Below are 16536 nucleotides of genomic sequence, written 5' to 3' on the forward strand. Positions count from 1 at the left end.
ATGACCGTTTGGGAATGTCAGACCGTCGTGCGCCGCCGTGAGGCGCTGCGGCGGAGGTTGGCGACGTTTTTGAGCTCGAGTTAGCGCGGAGAGCGCAACTAGTTCGACGTCGTGAGAGAGATTTCACACTGCATTAGCCCCTCTCCCCGGAGTACCGGGGCGAGGGAGTTTGGAAAGGCAGAGCTGCGAGCGTTAGGCGGTCGAGGCTTCTTTGCGGCCTTCGCGGCGGCGGTCGTGTTCCTTGAGGAGCATTTTCCGCAGGCGGATTTGCGTCGGCGTGATTTCGACTAGCTCGTCGTCCTCGATGTATTCGAGGGCCGCTTCGAGGTCCATGCGGCGCGGCGGCTTGAGCAGGATGTTGTCATCGGTGCCCGAGGCTCGCATGTTGGTGAGCTTCTTTTCCTTGGTCGGGTTCACGGCCAGGTCGTTGTCGCGGGCGTTTTCGCCGACGATTTGACCTTCGTACACTTCGTCGTTGTGCGTGACGAACATGTCGGCCCGTTCTTGCAGCGTGTTCAAGCCGAAGGCGTTGGCTTTGCCGGTGACCATGCTCACATACACGCCGTTGGGCCGCTTCGGCACTTCACCGATCACAGGCTTGTAGCCGGCGAAGCGGTGATGCACGACGGCGGTCCCCTGCGTGCCGTTGAGCAAGCGGGTGCGGAGGCCGATCAGGCCGCGGGCGGGGATCATGAATTTGCAGTGCGTGAAGTCGCCACGGACGTGCAGCTCTTCGGTTTCGCCGCGGCGAGCGCCGACCAGTTCCATCACCGGGCCGAGCTTGTCCGAGGGGACTTCGACGACCAGCGATTCAAACGGCTCTTGCTTCACGCCGTCGATTTCCTTCATGATCACCTGCGGCTTGCCGACCGAAAGCTCATAGCCTTCGCGACGCATCGCTTCGATCAGCACGGACAAGTGAAGCACGCCACGGCCCGAAACGGCAAAGGCATCGCTCCCTTCCACCTGGCGGACGCGAAGAGCGACGTTACGCTCGAGTTCCTTGGTGAGGCGTTCACGCAGCTGGCGGTTGGTGACGTACTTCCCTTCCTTGCCGGCGAAGGGGCTGCTGTTGATCGTGAAGATCATCTCCAGCGTCGGTTCGTCGATCGTCAGGCGCGGCAGCGGGCGAACATGTTCGCGATGGCAGATGGTATCGCCAATTTCGACGTCTTCGACGCCGACGATCGCGCACACGTCACCGGCTTGCACTTCTTCGGTTTCGGTGCGGCCGAGGTTGGTGAAGATGTAGAGCTTTTGAACTTTCGATTCCGTGACCACGCCGCCCTTCTTGACGAGGGCGACGGTTTGGCCACGCTTCACGCTGCCGGCTTGCACACGACCCACCGCAATGCGGCCGACGAACTCCGACCAGTCGAGCGTGGTGCAGAGCATCTGCAGCGGCGCTTCGATATCGACGTCGGGACCGGGGATTTGTTCCAGCACCATGTCGAGCAGTGGCTGCATCGACTCGGTCTTCACTTCGGGATCGGTCGTGGCGTAGCCAAGGCGGCCGCTGGCAAACAGGTATTTGAAATCTTCGAGGTGCTCTTCGGCGCCGAGGTCCATCAGCAGAGCGAACGCTTCATCGAGCGTCTCATGCGGGCGGGCATCGGGGCGATCGATCTTGTTGATGAGCACAATCGGCTTGAGACCAACTTCAAGGGCCTTCGAGAGGACGAACCGCGTTTGCGGCATGGGCCCTTCGGCAGCATCCATCAGCACCACAGCGCCGTCGGCCATGCGGACGACGCGCTCGACCTCGCCGCCGAAATCGGCGTGTCCGGGGGTGTCGATGATATTGATCTTCACGCCCTTGTAGGGGAGCGAAATGTTCTTGGCGAGAATGGTGATCCCGCGTTCGCGTTCCTGATCGTTGGAATCGAGGATGCAGTCGCCCTGGAGCTGGCTTTCGCGGAACTGGCCGCTCTGGTGCAACAGGCAGTCGACGAGAGAGGTCTTCCCATGGTCGACGTGGGCGATGATGACGATGTTTCGAATGTCGTTACGGCGCATTGTGATTGCTGCGGGTACGCAGAGTGGGGTTTTTGGCTGCGAGTACGCAGGCTCAAATTCCGGGCAAATTTCTCGCTAATCCTTATTTTTAGGCTGTCGGCGTGAAATGGCCAAGGGCAACGATGGTTTTGGGGGCTGGGAACTGGGGGCTAGGGGCTGGGGAGGAAAGCTTTGGTGAAGAACGGATGAAGCCAGGGGCTGAGGCAAAATCTGCTTAACTGTGCTGCTGTCGGGAGTTACGATGACGGCAGGAGGAGAATATGTCGAATAACGAGCCCCAGCCGAATCCCTTTGAATCTCCGGTGGAAGCAAACCCCGGTGACGAGCAATCTTCGGAAACCGGCAAGTTGATCTTCAAAACCGTCAAATACGCCGGCGGGGCGCTGGTGCTGTTGGTTGCCTTGCAGTTCCTCAACATCGTGGGATTTACGTATATCCGCCGCGTGGACAACCAACCGCTGAAGAATCCGATCCGCGTTATTCGCAACAGCAACGACGAGTTGGAATTGGCCGATGGTCGGGTGGTCGTCAATTACTGGGACGGTCAGCGCTTGGCTGAGGTGATGAAGCGCACAGGATTGAATGACGTCGAAATCGAGTCATCCGACCTGGGGCACGATAAGGTCGATGTTTACGTGCGGGACCACCAGTTCATTTGTGGCATCGGCGGCCCGATATTCATCATTCCTTTGATTCCCTTGAACGCGCCGCGCTACAAACGGACGTCCGCTGGCTACGGGTATCGAGTTCAGCAGCCAGATCAAGTGAGTGAGTGAGGCAGTCGCACGGAACTATAGTCCCGCGAGCTCTAGCACTTCTTCGAACTCTTCTTCCGTCACCGGTTGCACGGAGAGGCGCGAGCCCTTGCGCAGCAGTTCCATCTTGGCCAGCGCCTTTACTTTCTTTAGCTCGTCGAGTCCCAGCGGCTTGTCGAAGATTTGATCGAGTTGGATGTCGATCATGTACCAGCGCGGGTTTTCTTTGGTGCTCGCGGGATCGTAGTGATGGTGCTTTTTGTCCTGCGCGGTGAGATCGGGATAGCCTTCCTTCACGACCTTGGCAGTACCGACGATCGCCGGGGGATTGGCGTTGCTGTGATAGAACAGCACGCGGTCTCCGGACTTGATTTCGTCGCGGAGAAAGTTGCGGGCCTGGTAATTTCGCACGCCGTCCCAGCAGGTCGTTTGCTTCGGCGCCTTCTGCAGGTCCTGGATCGAAAACGACTCGGGCTCGGATTTGAGCAGCCAGTATTTCATGGTGACGTATCTGGTGAGTGACTACATTGCCTTCATAACCCGTGGCAGCAGCCAGGGAAAATGAGAGTGTAACAAGATTCGCCTGTACGCTGCGAATAACCAGCCAGCCAGCCACGAGAGGATCATCATGCTCGCCCTGTTTGGAATCGGTATGATCGAGTTGATCATCCTGGCCGCAGTCGGCGGCTTGGCCTGTTTGATCGGCGCGATTGTCCTCGTCGTGATCTTGATGGCGGCGTCGAAAGATCGGCGTCGGGATTAAACCTCAACCGCAAAGAACCAGACTCCATGGGTCCGGCACCAATGATGTCATTCAGCATTCTGCTTATCGGCGGCGTGATGGCGCTCGTCTTCGTCGTCGGCCTGATCGTCGTGGTCGCCGCAGTGGCTGCATCGTCGGGCAAGCGTGGCGATCGGCGCGAGGACTAGCGTCGCCGCAGAACTATGTCGCGATAAACGCCATCCAGTAGAAGATCCACCCGGTCACGCCGGTCATCACCATGCCTGCCGTGGCGATCATGCCCCAGCGGCGATGCCACGCCGAATGCTTTCCCGGTTGCGGCGGACTCGGAAAGTGCCGCAGCGCTTGCACGATCACCACGATCCACAGCAACAGCGTGGGAATCGCGAATGACAGGTGCACGATCAGGCTGTAACCAACCGGGCAGCTCCAAGGCTTGGTCGCATCGAAATAGGGCGACGGCGTGGCGAGGGCTTTCCAATCGGTGAAGAACCGCATGTCGAGCTCAAAAGCCGTGACCGCGATCAGCAGCACCGTGCCGAGGACAATCTGCAGCTGTTTATGCAGCTGATACCGCCGCAGGTACTTCACCTGATAGACGCTGAAGAGCAACACCGGCACGACGAGAAACATGGCTAGGAAGACCACGTCGAGCATCAGTGAGCCGCGGCCGCCCAGAAAACCATAGGCGCCTTTCACGGGCAAAGCCGCATCCGCAGCCAACAAAAATTCCACGCTCAAACTCCGCGGCAGGTGTACTTCAAGGATGCGGAAGATTGTACCACCGCAGCCTAGGGCGACGAATGGCGGGTTCGAGTTGCCATTCACCACGGCTTGAGCCAATTCCACCAACCGCCACCGAGCTTGCGGAGCTCCTCATGAGGAGATTTGCGGAGGCTTTCGCGAGCGAGCGTGGCGATCGATTTGGCATCGCCCATCCAGCCGAGATTAGTCCGTCGGCTGGGAGTTTTGGTTTCGGCGAGCAATTTTTCCGCAACCGGTTTTGCGCGGAGGTCGCCCAGTTTGCACAGGCTTTCGAACGCGGCCAAGCGGTGCAAATCATCGGCGTCTGCGATCCATTTCAACAGCAGGTCGACGTTCGTCTCACCCGGAATATCGCCCAACAGCCGCAGTAGGTTGTCGATGTGATTCGGGTCAATTTCGCGCGCGAGGAGTTCGGTAGCCGCCGGCAAGCATGACGGATTCTTCAGCTGCCGTAAGCCGAGAATGGCATAGTGGCGAACGCTGAAGTTCTCATCGGCAAGTAACTCGATGAGCAGCGGCACATCGTTGAGCTTCCAGTCGATTGCGTTCGCCGCGAAACCGCGCAGCGACCGATGCGGCGAACGGAGCAACTGCAGGAGGATTGCACGCGAATGGGGCTGCGTCGCATTGAGCGCAAAGTAAGCACTCTGCGCGACCTCTTCGTTCTCGTCAAAAAGAAGAACTACGGCTTCTGGGTCAAATCTCTGCTGCAGATTTTCGGCGGCATATACCGCTGCTTGCCGCACTTCGGCTGCTTCGTCTTGCAGACGAGGGACCAGGAGCTTCGCTGCCTCGTGAATCTGGAACTTTCGCACGACACGACAAGCGGCAGCTCGAACACCGGCCAGCGGATGACCGAGGAGTTCGGCCGCGCGGCCGCGCCCCGCCCGAGATAACGTCGGCCAGCGGAGGAGCGCATCGACGGCGAACCCACGATGACGATCCTGAGTGGCAGGATCGTCGAAGATCTGCCATAGCTGCGGCTCCTCGCCCCTCAGCCCGTAACCAAAACCACTCATTTCGCAGCCGGCGAGCAACTCATCGAGCCAACGCTCATACCAACTCAAAAAATCAGGTTCGAGAATCACATACGGCGGTTGATTGTCTTCATCGAGATACACCACGCGGCCCGCGTACTCGCCGGTCACAATCAAGCCGATCATGTACGAACAGCCTTGCGTGCCGATCACCAGAATGCCGTGGTAGACATCGTTGTTGAACTCCTTTTCCCAATCGTTCTCGCGCGACATGTCAGGATAGAGCGGGCACGGCAGCGCCAGAAAATTGGCCGGCGGATCGTCGACCGTGTAGTCGAGCGGATGCATCTTCTCGATGCCGTAAATCCCATAGTAGGGCCCCGCGCCGCCATTTCCGGCGAGTTGCAGAAACGCCGCAAAATCAGCGGGCAAACGGATCTGATGCTTCGTTTCAAACTGCCGAATATCCACTGCGCTCAGTCGCGAGTTCAATTTGAATTTGTGTGAATCCGAGCCAAAGCAGGACAAGCCCCGGCTGCGAACCAGGCCGAGCTTGGCAAGGATTTGCTCGATGCGATCGGCGTGGGAAGCGGTGATGGCTCTGCCCTTACTTCATTGCGAATTCAAATTTGGCTGAGTTTGAATCTGCTTGGCAATTTCTGCCTGGCGCTGTGCCGATTGAATCGCGCCGTCGATGTAAAAGCAATCGTAAAGCGCGGCGCAGAGTAATCGAAATCGCTCTTGGTCGGTCGAGGTCTTCCTGGGATCGGCGTAGGACGGATAGGCATTCACGCCCGCAGCTTTGTGGCTACGGCCGTCGATCTCAATGTTAAAGAACCACACGCCGCCATCTAGGACTTCGTGGCCGATGTCGTTGGGGTTGTAGTCGGTTCGCCAATTCCAAACATCGAGCAGTTGCAACGCGACGACGAACTTCTCAACTTGTTGATTCGATGCTGGAATGCGGCCGACGATCAAGTCCTTGAAATAGTCTGTACCGCGATAACGAAGCTCGCCGTCCTTCAATCGCCAGCTGTATTCGCCATGAAAACAGAGGCGTTCAGCGAGTTCGAATTTTGAATTGGTCGGCGACATAACGCACTATCAAAGAACGCTACTTCGCTGATTTGTTGAGCGCCTACTCGCGCGTCAGCGCATGAAACTTTGCGGTCAACTGCTTCGTCATCGGCCCGGGTTTGCCGTCGCTGATGCTGCGGCTGTCGATTTCGACGACGGGGATTACTTCGGCGGCGCTGCCGGTGAGGAAGACTTCGTCGGCGATGTAGACGTCGTGGCGGCTCAGCGGGATTTGCTTCACCGTGATGCCGGCCTTTTCGGCGAGCTCGATCACGGCGTTGCGGGTGATCCCTTCGAGAATGCCCGCGTCGATCGGCGGCGTGAAGAGCACGCCGCCCTTCACCAGGAAGATATTGTCGCCGGTGCACTCGGCCACTTCGCCTTGCGTGTTGAGCATCAGCGCTTCGACGCAGCCAGCTTTCAGACCTTCGATCTTGGCGAGAATGTTATTGAGATAGTTCAACGACTTGATGCGCGGGCTGAGGGCGGCGGTGTGATTGCGCACCGTCGACGCCGTCACAATCTTCAGGCCGTTGTCGTAGAACTCTTTGGGATAGAGCTGAATGTGATCGGTGATGATGATCACTTCGGCCACCGGGCACTTGTTCGGATCGAGGCCGAGCGTGCCACTGCCGCGGGTGATGATCAGGCGGATGTAGCCATCGCGGATGCCGTTCTTGGCCAGCGTTTCGTTCACCGCCGTGGCCATCTGCTCTTTGCTGATCGGAATGTTCAGCCAGATCGACCGGGCCGAATCCCACAGGCGGTCGAGATGCTCCTCCAGCCGAAACACCTTGCCGTGGTAGCTCCGCATCCCCTCGAACACGCCGTCGCCGTAGAGCAGCCCATGGTCATAGACGCTGATCTTGGCGTGCTCTTTGTCGTAATACTTGCCGGAGATGTAGATTTGGAGAGTCATGGCGGAAGGGGCCAGGGGTTAGAGGTCAGAGGTTAGGGCTGTGGGGCGAGGCGAGAGACGGGGGAAGTCGTCTCAAACCATTGGGCCTGCTCCCCAATCATATCGGAGTTCGAGAGACTTGGGAGAGAGTGAGCAGCGAGCGAATCGGTTCGCGCGGCGGGGATTTTTTCTAACCGCTCCCGTCGCTTGAGCTCCGCAGGCCACCACTTTCACAACAGTGGTTGCAGTATTTTGAATCGGCGGTAAGTCCTTTGGGTGAATTTGGTTGCGGCAGAAAACAAGGGTTGTTTTGGTCGGATTTCACAACAGTTCACAACAACTCCGCAGGTAGTGCTGGATTAAGTGGACCTGGCCGGGAAGGGCGGAACTAAGGGGAATCGGGTTAGTTTCACCTACTGGTGGGACCAAATAACCGGCGGTTCCCACGCCCCCGGTCGCAATCGGCGGTCAGCGTTCTCGATTGGCCAGAAGAAAGACTCGGCCCACTTTCCGCCAACTCGATATGTCTTGTACTTTAGAAGGTCGAGAAGAACATCCCGATTCGAGACTTCGCCGTAGCGTGTCTCAGTCCCATCAGGCATGACACACACACTTCCCGGCAAGACCAGAGCCAGATAACTTCCCGCGTACAGCACCGGCAAAACCAGTAGCACGATGGCGACGATCAGGGGTGCGCGGGATTCGCGTTTCATGGCCCCTCGCTTTCCTGAGTGACAGTGCCATCCCGCAAATTGACAATCAGTGCCATATAGCCGCCATCAATCACGCTACCTTGTGGTGGTACCGGGGCAAATACAACCTGCCACCTAACCGGATACGGCGTATCCACTGCTGCCGGAGATGGATATGTGCAACGATGGTAAAACATGTCGCCACCTGGAATGCCAGCGATCAGCGTTTCGGCCCGCTGCCGCGCAATCGCTGCCGCTTCTGCCCACGTAAGACTGACGTTGCCCATAGTCACTCCACTGCGTATTTCGGCATCAGTCCGGCAACTCGATTCCCAGCAGCAGATCAGCTTAACCGCCATTCGGCTCGACTGCGCTCATTATTACTCGCGCACTGACAACTCAGGTCTGACCAATTCGCGCACGGTAACCGTGCACGCCAGTGCCGCTGTCATCGCCTTTTTCTCTCTCCCCTCGCCCCGTTTCGGGGAGAGGGGTCGGGGGTGAGGGGATAATGCGTGAGTTTGACTCAATTTTCTGGCGAACTGGTCGGCAATCTATAGTGCGTGCTCATTAGCAGACTCTCGCTTCGGTTCACCCCTCACCCCCAGCCCCTCTCCCCGAAGCGGGGCGAGGGGAGCAGGACAGGATGCTGCCTGCCGAGCGCTCACGATCATGCATTGCCAGCGTGAACGGCTACCGCGCACGCGAGAGTTGCGCGCGGCCTCGCAATTCGTCCTCTGGTAAGCGGAGATTCGTGTGCAGGCTTGTGGGGAAGAATCGACGCCAAAATTGTCGCGCGGCTCGTCGGCGAAGAGTGGAACTTGCCGAACGCCAGGTGCGGAAAAGCTGTTGCCAAATCACGGCTGAGATAAGCCAAAACTGATTGCGGCAGACCGTGTGGCAAAAAACATTGCCAAGCCAAAATTTTTTCCTATAAAGCAATTCACGCGAATTTTTCGGCAGTAGTCCGAGGCTGCCGGATCGATTCGTTCTTTTCTCTTGCTTCGTCCGCCGGAACGGCGAAGCGCACTTATCTGTCGCCGACCAACGGCGAACAAACACTGCGGTGGCATTCTGTCGGCTACCCAACACGGAGTCTTTGCCTTGAAGAGGTCTACTCTCTCCCTGCGCCGTTGCTCTACTTCACGACGGCCTCGCACGACTGCTCAACGGAAAAACTTGCGGCTCGAATTTCTCGAGCCTCGCGCGGTGCTCGCCGCCGATTGTGGTGTGGATCTCGCGCACACCGATGTCGTCTTTGCTCCTGGCACTTCGGCCGAAGTGATGGCCGCTTACGACGATCTGCCGAGCCAAGACGGCGTGGCGAATTTCACGTTCGACGACAGCGATCGCTGGACGCGCACCGCGACCAACACCACGACGCTCGCACAGGGCGATCCGACCATCATTCGCTGGAGCGTCGTGCCCGATGGCACCGCGGTCGCGGGTTCGAATGGCGAACCGGCAGCGCCGAGCAACCTGCGCTCGTGGCTCGCGGGCATCTATGGTTCGAATGCCAGCAGCACGGCGGCCGCCGATCAGCCCTGGTTTCCGGTGTTGAAATCGGTTTTCGATCGCTGGAGCGCGGTCTCGGGGGTCGAGTATGTCTACGAAGCAGCCGACGATGGTGCGGCGCTTGGCTCGCAAAGCAATGGCGTGATTGGTCGTCGCGGCGATGTGCGGATCAGCGGCCATTACATCGATGGCCCGAGCAACATTCTGGCCTACAACTTTTATCCGACCGTCGGCGACATGGTGCTCGACACGGGCGACACGTTCTTCAACAACACGGCGAACAACTCGCTGCGGCTGCGGAACACGATGGCCCACGAAGCGGGGCACGGCTTGGGGCTCGATCACGTCACGCCGGTGAACGGCACGAAGCTGATGGAGCCGTCGATCTCGCTGAACTACGACGGCCCGCAAGCCGACGACATTCTTGCCGTGAATCGCGGCTACGGCGATCGCCTGGAAAAGAACGGTGGCAACAACACCGCCGCCACCGCGACGAGCCTCGGCAGTGGCGCGACGTTCTCGTTTGATACGCTGAGCATCGACGACGACAGCGATGTCGATTGGTTTCAGTTCATCGTCGGGGCGAATTCGTCGGTGAGCGTCAATCTCACGCCGACCGGCAGCACTTATACGTCGGGCAGCACGTCGTTCAATTCGCTCGCGCAGAGCAACCTGGCCTTTGCGATCTACAGCAACAACGGCAATACGCTGCTGACCACGGTCAACTCCACCGCAGCCGGCTTGGCCGAAACGCTGAGCGGTTACAACCTGCCGGGCGCGGGGACTTACTATGTAAAAGTCACCGGCTCGGCCAACGCCGCGCAGATGTACAAGCTGACGGGATCGATCTCGGGCGTGACGACCACCACCGCGCCGGAAATCGGCGTGCTCGACGGCAGCACGAACATTGTCGATGGCACGGGCTCGGTGGCGCTCGGCAGCGGCAACGTCGGCAGCACCGTTTCAAAAACCTTCACGATTCAAAACACGGGCAATGCCGATCTGACGCTCGGAACGGTTACGGTGCCGACGGGCTTTGTGTTGACGCAAGCGCCGACGAGCACGGTCGCGGCGGGAGCATCGACGACGTTCACGGTCTCGTTGAATACGACCACGGCAGGCACCTTTAGCGGTGAGTTGTCGTTTACGAATAACGACGCTGATGAGAGCCCGTTCAACTTCGCGCTCAGCGGCACGGTGAATACGACCACGCCGACGACGTCGCCGGAAATTGAAATCCTCGACGGCTCGACGGTGCTGGTCGATGGCGCGAGCACGGTCAACTTCGGCAGCGTTGCCGTCGGCAGCACGGCGACGAAGACGTTCACGATTCGCAATCTGGGCACCGGCAATCTGACTCTGTCGCAAATTGTGTTGCCGACGGGTTACTCGCTGTCGGCGGGACCGGGACAGACGACGATTGCTCCCGGCGGTTCGACGACACTCACGCTCGCCATGAATACGAGCACGGCGGGAACGAAGGCCGGCGGCGTGGCGCTCGCTAACAACGACGCCGACGAAGGGCCGTTCAATTTCAACGTCACCGGTGTGGTGACGACGCAAACGCCGACGACGGCGCCCGAGATCGATGTGCTCGACGGTTCGACGTTGCTCGTCGATGGTGTGAGCACGGTCAACTTCGGCAACGTGACGGTCGGCAGTGTGGCCACGAAGACGCTGACGATTCGCAACGTCGGCACCGGCAACCTGGTCCTCTCGCAACTCGTGCTGCCGCCGGCGTACTCGGTGACGGCGGGGCCGGGCGTGACGACACTCGCGCCGGGCGTTTCAACGACGATCACGCTCTCGCTGAATACGGCGAGCGCGGGAACGTTCACCGGCGCGTTCGAGCTGCGCAACAACGATGCGAACGAAGGGCCGTTCAATCTCACGCTCACGGGAACTGTGACTGCGACGACGACCAATCCGACGGCGCTCTTCAGCGACAACTTCAACCGCACGAGCAGCACGTTCATCGGCAACGCGTGGACGGAGCGGGCCGGCAACTATTCGATTTCGAATCAAGGACTGGTCAGCACGAGCTCCGGCGCTTCGGTCGCGACTGTGAACGTTACGGCGACCGATGTCATCCTCTCGGCCGATGTCGACATCGGCACGGGGACGAGCACGCGCGATACGGGCCTGGTCGCTCGGCAAAGTGGCAACGGCGTCGGTAGCCAATACTGGGCGGGCATTCGTTACAGCAACGGTGGTTACTCGGCGGACATTTACAAGGCGATCAACGGCAGCTGGACTCGCCTGGCCACGACGGCAGTGACTTCCGGTTCGGCGGCTATTCGCTTTGAAGTGGTGGGCTCGTCGCTGAGCTTCTACGTCAACGGCGTGCTGACGACGAGCGCGACCGATACGTCGCTGACGACGGGCCGGATCGGCGTGTCGTCGACCAATGCTAATACGCGGCTCGATAACTTCGTGGCGACTCGGCCAACCGCGCCACTGACAGCCGCCGCCACGGCAGGGACGGCCAACAACAGTGCCTGGCTGGCGGCGCTCGATCAGTTGTTGGCACAGTGGAATCAGCAGTCGCACCGCAACCCGTAAGTCGGTAGCCAGCCACGCTCTGGCGAGCGTGGCTACGGGCAGGTTATCTAGTTGGCGGAGCTCTAGGACAGAGAAAGAGCCCTTACACGGAATCGTAAACGCCAACGGGAGCAGGGCGGAGTCATTACTCCGCCCTGTTTCCTTTTCTGTTTCCCATTTTGGCAGGTGCAGGCAGCCAAATGCTTGCGAAAAAGCAACCTGCAATCGAACATGGGTCGGTCAAGGCAACGTTGGGCTTCCGGCTGCTCATGAACTAGCGGCAAACTGCCGCAGTGACCGCGAAAAGTGACGAAAGTCAGCCAAACGGGTGCATTTTTCCCTAGGCGATTGCCGGTGGGGGTGAGTAGACTTAGGGTTCTAGTAGTTTTGCTTATAAAGCATCCTCAAACGAATATAGCGGTGGCAGCCTAGCCGAATCCTGCCGGTCGCGAACTTCGGACTTTTTGTTGGAGCTCTTCGCTCGGCGGAGCGCGAAATCTGAGGCGGCACCAGTCGGCGACAATCACGGAGTTTATGCATTGAAGAGGTCATCCTTCTCCTCGCGTCGTCCTTCCCTGCGACGAAAACCAGACACGACCGCCCGGCGTAAGCTCCAACTCGAGTTTCTGGAGCCCCGCGCGGTGATGAATGCCGACAGCGGCATCGATTTTATCTTTGCGCCCGGCACGTCGCCCGATGTGATTGCGCGCCACGAAGACACGCCCGGCCATCAGAATACTCCCCGGTTCACGTTCAACGACGTCGACCGCTGGGATGTGACGGCGACCAACACCGTGCCGTTGAATCAGGGCGATTCGACCACGCTCACTTGGAGCATCGTTCCCGACGGCACACCCGTCGGTGGTTTTAGCGGCCCTCCCGAACCTGCTGCGCCGAGCAACTTGATTTCGTGGCTGGGGACCGTGTATGGGACCAATCCCACCAGCACGCTTGTCGCCGATCAGCCGTGGTTTAGCGTCATCCAGTCGGTGTTTGATCGCTGGAACGCCGTTTCGGGCGTGAACTATGTCTACTCCGCAGCCGACGACGGCGTCGCGTTGAGCTCGCAGGCCGGCGGTGTGCTCGGCACGCGCGGCGATGTGCGGATCAGCGGCCACTATGTCGATGGTCCAGGCAACATTCTGGCTTATAACTTCTTCCCCACGTACGGCGACATGGTGATCGACACGAGCGACACCTTCCTCACCGACACGAGCAACAACTCGGTCACTCTGCGGAATACGATCGCTCACGAATTCGGCCACGGCTTGGGGCTGAATCACGTGAATCCGCCCAACAGCACGAAGCTGATGGAGCCGTTTCTCTCGACCAATTACGACGGCCCGCAGCCTGACGATATCCTGGCCGTGAACCGCGGCTACGGCGATCGGCTGGAGAAGAATGGTGGTAACGACACCTCGGCCACGGCGGCGCTCTTGGCCACGACCGCGACGTTTACGCAAGATACTTTGAGCATCGATGACGACTCCGACGTCGACTGGTTCAAGTTCACCGTGACCTCGGGTGGGTCGCTGGCCATGACGCTCACGCCGACTGGCAGCACCTATCAGTCGAACACGGGCATGTTCAACAGCTTGAGTCAGAGCGATCTGACGCTGACCGTCTTCGGCACGAACGGCACGACGGTGCTGCGAACGGTGAATGCGGGCGGAGCTGGCGCGACCGAAACGCTCAATGCCATGAACCTGCCCGGCGCTGGCACTTATTTCGTCCGCGTCAGCGGCACGGCCAACGCGGCGCAAATGTATCGCCTGAACGGCACGATTACGGGCCTGGCGGTTCCCGCCGCTCCTGAAATTGCCGTGCAAGATGGCGTGACGAACATCGTCGACAATACGGGCACGGTGGCCTTTGGCACCGCCCCGCTGACGACACTCGTGCAGAAGACCTTCACGATTGTGAATTCGGGCACCGCGCCGCTGACCATTGGTACCGTGACGGTGCCGACCGGCTTTGTGTTGGCGTCGCCTCCGGCGGCCACCGTGGCCGCGGGACGCACCACAACGTTCTCCGTGCGACTGAACACCGCCGTGGCTGGCAACTTCAGCGGCATGGTTTCGTTTGCGACGAACGATGCCGATGAAAATCCCTTCAACTTCACGATCAACGGCATCGTGACTCCGACCGCGCCGGTAACCGCGCCCGAGATTGAAGTGCTCGATGGCGCGACGTTGCTCGTCGATGGAACGAGCACGGTCGACTTCGGCAGCGTGGCCCTCGGCGCCACGGCGACGAAGACGCTCACCATTCGCAACCTCGGCACCGCCGCTCTCACGCTGACGTTGCCGGTTACCGTGCCGACAGGTTTCACCGTCTCAACGCCTCCCGCTGCGACCGTTGCAGCCGGCGGATCGACGACGATGACCATCACGATGAGCACCGCCAGCCCAGCGACTCTCGCCGGCGGCGTCGTGATCACGAACAACGATGCCGACGAAGGGCCGTTCAATTTCAATGTCACCGGTGTGGTGACGGCTCAGGTGCCGAAGGCTCCCGAGATCGAAATCTACGACGGCACGACCGTTCTCGTCGATGGCACGAGCATCGTCGACTTCGGCACGGTGGCTGCCGGCGGCACATCGACCAAGACCTTTACCATTCGCAATTTGGGCACTGCCGATCTGAGCATGTCGCTGCCGGTGTTGCCGGCTGGATACACCATGGCGGTCTCGCCTGCCTTGCGAGTGCTCACGCCGGGATCGTTGACGGTCTTCACGGTCGCGCTGAACACCACCAATGCAGGAACGTTCACGGGGCCGTTCTCGCTCGTCAATAACGATGCCGACGAAGGGCCGTACAATCTCACGTTTACGGGAACGGTGACCGCAGCCGCGCCGACCACGGCCTTCAGCGATAACTTCAATCGCACCAACAGCACCGCGCTCGGGGCGAATTGGACCGAGCGAAACGGCGACTTCACGATCACCAACCAAGGTCTGCAGAATTCGTCGACCGGCACTTCAGTCGCCACGGCGAACAACGTGAACTTGAACGACGCGATCATTGCCGCCGATATCAACCTGGGTACGGGCACGGCGACTCGCGACGCGGGTCTCACCGCCCGGCAAATCAGCAACGGCGTTGGCAGCCAGTACTGGGCCGGCATTCGCTACAGCGGCGGGCAGTACTCGGCTGAAATTTACCGTGTGATCAACGGCGTGTGGACTCGGCTGGCCACGACCAGTGTCACTTCGGGTTCGGCTGCTCTGCGCTTTGAATTGAGCGGTCGATCGCTGAAGCTGTACGTCAACGGCACGCTGACCACCAGCGCTACCGACAGCGTGCTGACAACCGGCCGGATCGGTGTGACTTCGACAGGTCTCAACACGCGGATCGACAACTTCTCGGTCACGCAACCCACGGCGCCGCTGACGGCCTCCAATCTGGCCGTGCTCGATCTACTGCTGGCCCAATGGGACCAACAGTCGCGCGGCAGTAACGGCAACAACAAGTAACAGCCGATTCGCGGCATCACTGAAGTAAACGCTAGCAGGGCGGAGTCATTACTCCGCCCTGTTTCGTTGCTAGCAACAGAATCGGCGCGGTTGTTGCTTTTGTTGGTGGCTGACTCGCTGCAACTGCCGAAATTGCGGGAGAAGAAGTTCTGAGTTCGAAGTTTTGAGTTCTGAGACAAGAGGCTGAAATCGCTTCCTGTCTCAAAACTCAGAACTCCCAACTCAGAACTGTTCCCCGCCCCTAACCACTTACTCCACTTCATCTTGTCGCAAAATTCCACTCTCGATAGAATCCCACACGTCTCGCATTGCGCGCCCACGGAGGGCTGCTTCGCATTGTTAGATGCTGCAGGGAGGTTGGCATCGCTCGCGCATGACCGCGTCGTCAGCTCGCACCATATCGCCGTGGAATCCTCTCTCGGCCAGCGCTGTCTGGCCGGGACTGGCCCGGTTATGGCTGCGCGGCGAGGTGGGAGGATTGTTGACGGCCGTAGCGTTTGGGCTGTTGTTGAACTTCGCGCTGATCACAACGTTTGTATGGCCGCAACTTTTATCGCGGCAGCTGCCCGAGTGGCTGGTTCCCACGATGGCATGGATTGCGGTGGTATGGTTTTGGATTGCCGGACTGCGCGCCGGGGTGCGGATTGCCGTGGCCCTCGCTCGTGCCGGTATTCCCGCCGATGCCGAATCGACAATATCCCTCCGCCAGGCACAACTCGACTACTTGAAAGGTCATCTGATCGAAGCCGAACGCCGGCTGACTACGCTGCTCGCGCGAACTGCGGGAGACGTGGAAGCCTGGCTGCTGCTCGCGAGTGTCCAGCGTCGTTCGCGACGCTTGACCGAAGCCCGTCAATCGTTGGCCAAACTGGCCGAACTGGCGGGCTCGGCCCTGTGGGCCGACGATGTGCAGCGAGAACTGGCCAAGATTCAGTTGCTCGAACGCGAACAACCCACCAAGCCCGTTGCCAAGGCGGCTTGAGGGGTAGAAATACCTTAGACCACTTGGCGATTGATCCCCAAAGGGAAAGAATGCCTGCGGAAGGATGACGGATTAGTTAAGACGGTTAGGACGATTTGAT

Annotated in this window: 14 protein-coding genes; 6 read left to right on the forward strand and 8 right to left on the reverse strand. The window is 59.5% G+C overall.

Features of this window, described 5'->3' with window-relative positions:
* Positions 1-192: 192 nt before the first annotated feature.
* On the reverse strand, positions 193-2016 hold the full coding sequence (gene typA / locus M9Q49_RS29870) for a translational GTPase TypA (protein WP_254512962.1): 1824 nt from the start codon (positions 2014-2016) through the stop codon (positions 193-195).
* 260 nt (positions 2017-2276) lie between these two features.
* Between typA and M9Q49_RS29875 the strand changes: the two genes are divergently transcribed.
* The gene (locus M9Q49_RS29875) at positions 2277-2792 is read left to right on the forward strand and encodes a hypothetical protein (RefSeq protein WP_254512963.1); all 516 of its coding nucleotides are present in this window, start codon (positions 2277-2279) and stop codon (positions 2790-2792) included.
* A 15-nt stretch (positions 2793-2807) separates the two neighbouring features.
* Here the strand turns inward: M9Q49_RS29875 and M9Q49_RS29880 are convergent, their stop codons facing one another.
* Positions 2808-3272, reverse strand: a complete 465-nt coding sequence (locus M9Q49_RS29880) for an EVE domain-containing protein (protein ID WP_254512964.1) — start codon at positions 3270-3272, stop codon at positions 2808-2810.
* A 127-nt stretch (positions 3273-3399) separates the two neighbouring features.
* Between M9Q49_RS29880 and M9Q49_RS35615 the strand changes: the two genes are divergently transcribed.
* Together M9Q49_RS35615 and M9Q49_RS29885 are read left to right on the forward strand one after the other, a co-directional pair.
* Positions 3400-3534, forward strand: coding sequence for a hypothetical protein (locus M9Q49_RS35615; RefSeq protein WP_261365336.1), 135 nt, complete (start codon positions 3400-3402; stop codon positions 3532-3534).
* A gap of 26 nt (positions 3535-3560) precedes the next feature.
* Entirely contained in the window at positions 3561-3701 is a 141-nt protein-coding gene (locus tag M9Q49_RS29885; protein ID WP_254512965.1) for a hypothetical protein, read from the forward strand.
* Positions 3702-3714: 13 nt separating this feature from the next.
* Here M9Q49_RS29885 and M9Q49_RS29890 read toward each other — a convergent pair whose 3' ends face one another.
* From M9Q49_RS29890 to M9Q49_RS29915, 6 genes are all read right to left on the reverse strand, one after another.
* A complete protein-coding gene (locus tag M9Q49_RS29890; RefSeq protein WP_254512966.1) occupies positions 3715-4248 on the reverse strand; it encodes a DUF420 domain-containing protein in 534 nt (177 codons plus the stop codon).
* An 89-nt stretch (positions 4249-4337) separates the two neighbouring features.
* On the reverse strand, positions 4338-5747 hold the full coding sequence (locus tag M9Q49_RS29895; RefSeq protein ID WP_254512967.1) for an SMI1/KNR4 family protein: 1410 nt from the start codon (positions 5745-5747) through the stop codon (positions 4338-4340).
* 120 nt (positions 5748-5867) lie between these two features.
* Positions 5868-6350: a hypothetical protein gene (locus tag M9Q49_RS29900; protein WP_254512968.1), complete on the reverse strand. Its 483-nt coding sequence runs from the start codon at positions 6348-6350 to the stop codon at positions 5868-5870.
* 43 nt (positions 6351-6393) lie between these two features.
* The gene (gene ilvE / locus M9Q49_RS29905; protein ID WP_254512969.1) at positions 6394-7251 is read right to left on the reverse strand and encodes a branched-chain-amino-acid transaminase; all 858 of its coding nucleotides are present in this window, start codon (positions 7249-7251) and stop codon (positions 6394-6396) included.
* Between the two features lie 392 nt (positions 7252-7643).
* A complete protein-coding gene (locus M9Q49_RS29910; RefSeq protein ID WP_254512970.1) occupies positions 7644-7943 on the reverse strand; it encodes a hypothetical protein in 300 nt (99 codons plus the stop codon).
* The gene (locus tag M9Q49_RS29915; protein ID WP_254512971.1) at positions 7940-8209 is read right to left on the reverse strand and encodes a hypothetical protein; all 270 of its coding nucleotides are present in this window, start codon (positions 8207-8209) and stop codon (positions 7940-7942) included. The genes M9Q49_RS29910 and M9Q49_RS29915 overlap by 4 nt, the downstream gene beginning before the upstream one ends.
* 892 nt (positions 8210-9101) lie before the next feature.
* Here M9Q49_RS29915 and M9Q49_RS29920 point away from each other — a divergent pair.
* The 3 genes from M9Q49_RS29920 to M9Q49_RS29930 all read left to right on the forward strand — a co-directional run bounded on the left by M9Q49_RS29920 (position 9102) and on the right by M9Q49_RS29930 (position 16436).
* The gene (locus tag M9Q49_RS29920) at positions 9102-11999 is read left to right on the forward strand and encodes a choice-of-anchor D domain-containing protein (protein ID WP_254512972.1); all 2898 of its coding nucleotides are present in this window, start codon (positions 9102-9104) and stop codon (positions 11997-11999) included.
* A gap of 623 nt (positions 12000-12622) precedes the next feature.
* Positions 12623-15454, forward strand: a complete 2832-nt coding sequence (locus tag M9Q49_RS29925) for a choice-of-anchor D domain-containing protein (RefSeq protein ID WP_254512973.1) — start codon at positions 12623-12625, stop codon at positions 15452-15454.
* 373 nt (positions 15455-15827) lie between these two features.
* Positions 15828-16436 (forward strand): hypothetical protein, encoded by a 609-nt coding sequence (locus M9Q49_RS29930; RefSeq protein WP_254512974.1) that lies wholly within the window; start codon positions 15828-15830, stop codon positions 16434-16436.
* Positions 16437-16536: the final 100 nt, after the last annotated feature.

Origin of the sequence: Anatilimnocola floriformis (assembly GCF_024256385.1) — a bacterium.
GTDB classification, from domain to species: domain Bacteria; phylum Planctomycetota; class Planctomycetia; order Pirellulales; family Pirellulaceae; genus Anatilimnocola; species Anatilimnocola floriformis.

Excerpts from the sequence above, each read along its gene's own strand:
- M9Q49_RS29930 (WP_254512974.1), top strand. The coding sequence starts at position 15,828 with ATGACCGCGTCGTCAGCTCGCACCATATCGCCGTGGAATCCTCTCTCG.
- typA (WP_254512962.1), bottom strand. The coding sequence starts at position 2,016 with ATGCGCCGTAACGACATTCGAAACATCGTCATCATCGCCCACGTCGAC.
- M9Q49_RS29875 (WP_254512963.1), top strand. The coding sequence starts at position 2,277 with ATGTCGAATAACGAGCCCCAGCCGAATCCCTTTGAATCTCCGGTGGAA.
- M9Q49_RS29925 (WP_254512973.1), top strand. The coding sequence starts at position 12,623 with ATGAATGCCGACAGCGGCATCGATTTTATCTTTGCGCCCGGCACGTCG.
- M9Q49_RS29915 (WP_254512971.1), bottom strand. The coding sequence starts at position 8,209 with ATGGGCAACGTCAGTCTTACGTGGGCAGAAGCGGCAGCGATTGCGCGG.
- M9Q49_RS29900 (WP_254512968.1), bottom strand. The coding sequence starts at position 6,350 with ATGTCGCCGACCAATTCAAAATTCGAACTCGCTGAACGCCTCTGTTTT.
- ilvE (WP_254512969.1), bottom strand. The coding sequence starts at position 7,251 with ATGACTCTCCAAATCTACATCTCCGGCAAGTATTACGACAAAGAGCAC.
- M9Q49_RS35615 (WP_261365336.1), top strand. The coding sequence starts at position 3,400 with ATGCTCGCCCTGTTTGGAATCGGTATGATCGAGTTGATCATCCTGGCC.
- M9Q49_RS29880 (WP_254512964.1), bottom strand. The coding sequence starts at position 3,272 with ATGAAATACTGGCTGCTCAAATCCGAGCCCGAGTCGTTTTCGATCCAG.
- M9Q49_RS29885 (WP_254512965.1), top strand. The coding sequence starts at position 3,561 with ATGGGTCCGGCACCAATGATGTCATTCAGCATTCTGCTTATCGGCGGC.
- M9Q49_RS29910 (WP_254512970.1), bottom strand. The coding sequence starts at position 7,943 with ATGAAACGCGAATCCCGCGCACCCCTGATCGTCGCCATCGTGCTACTG.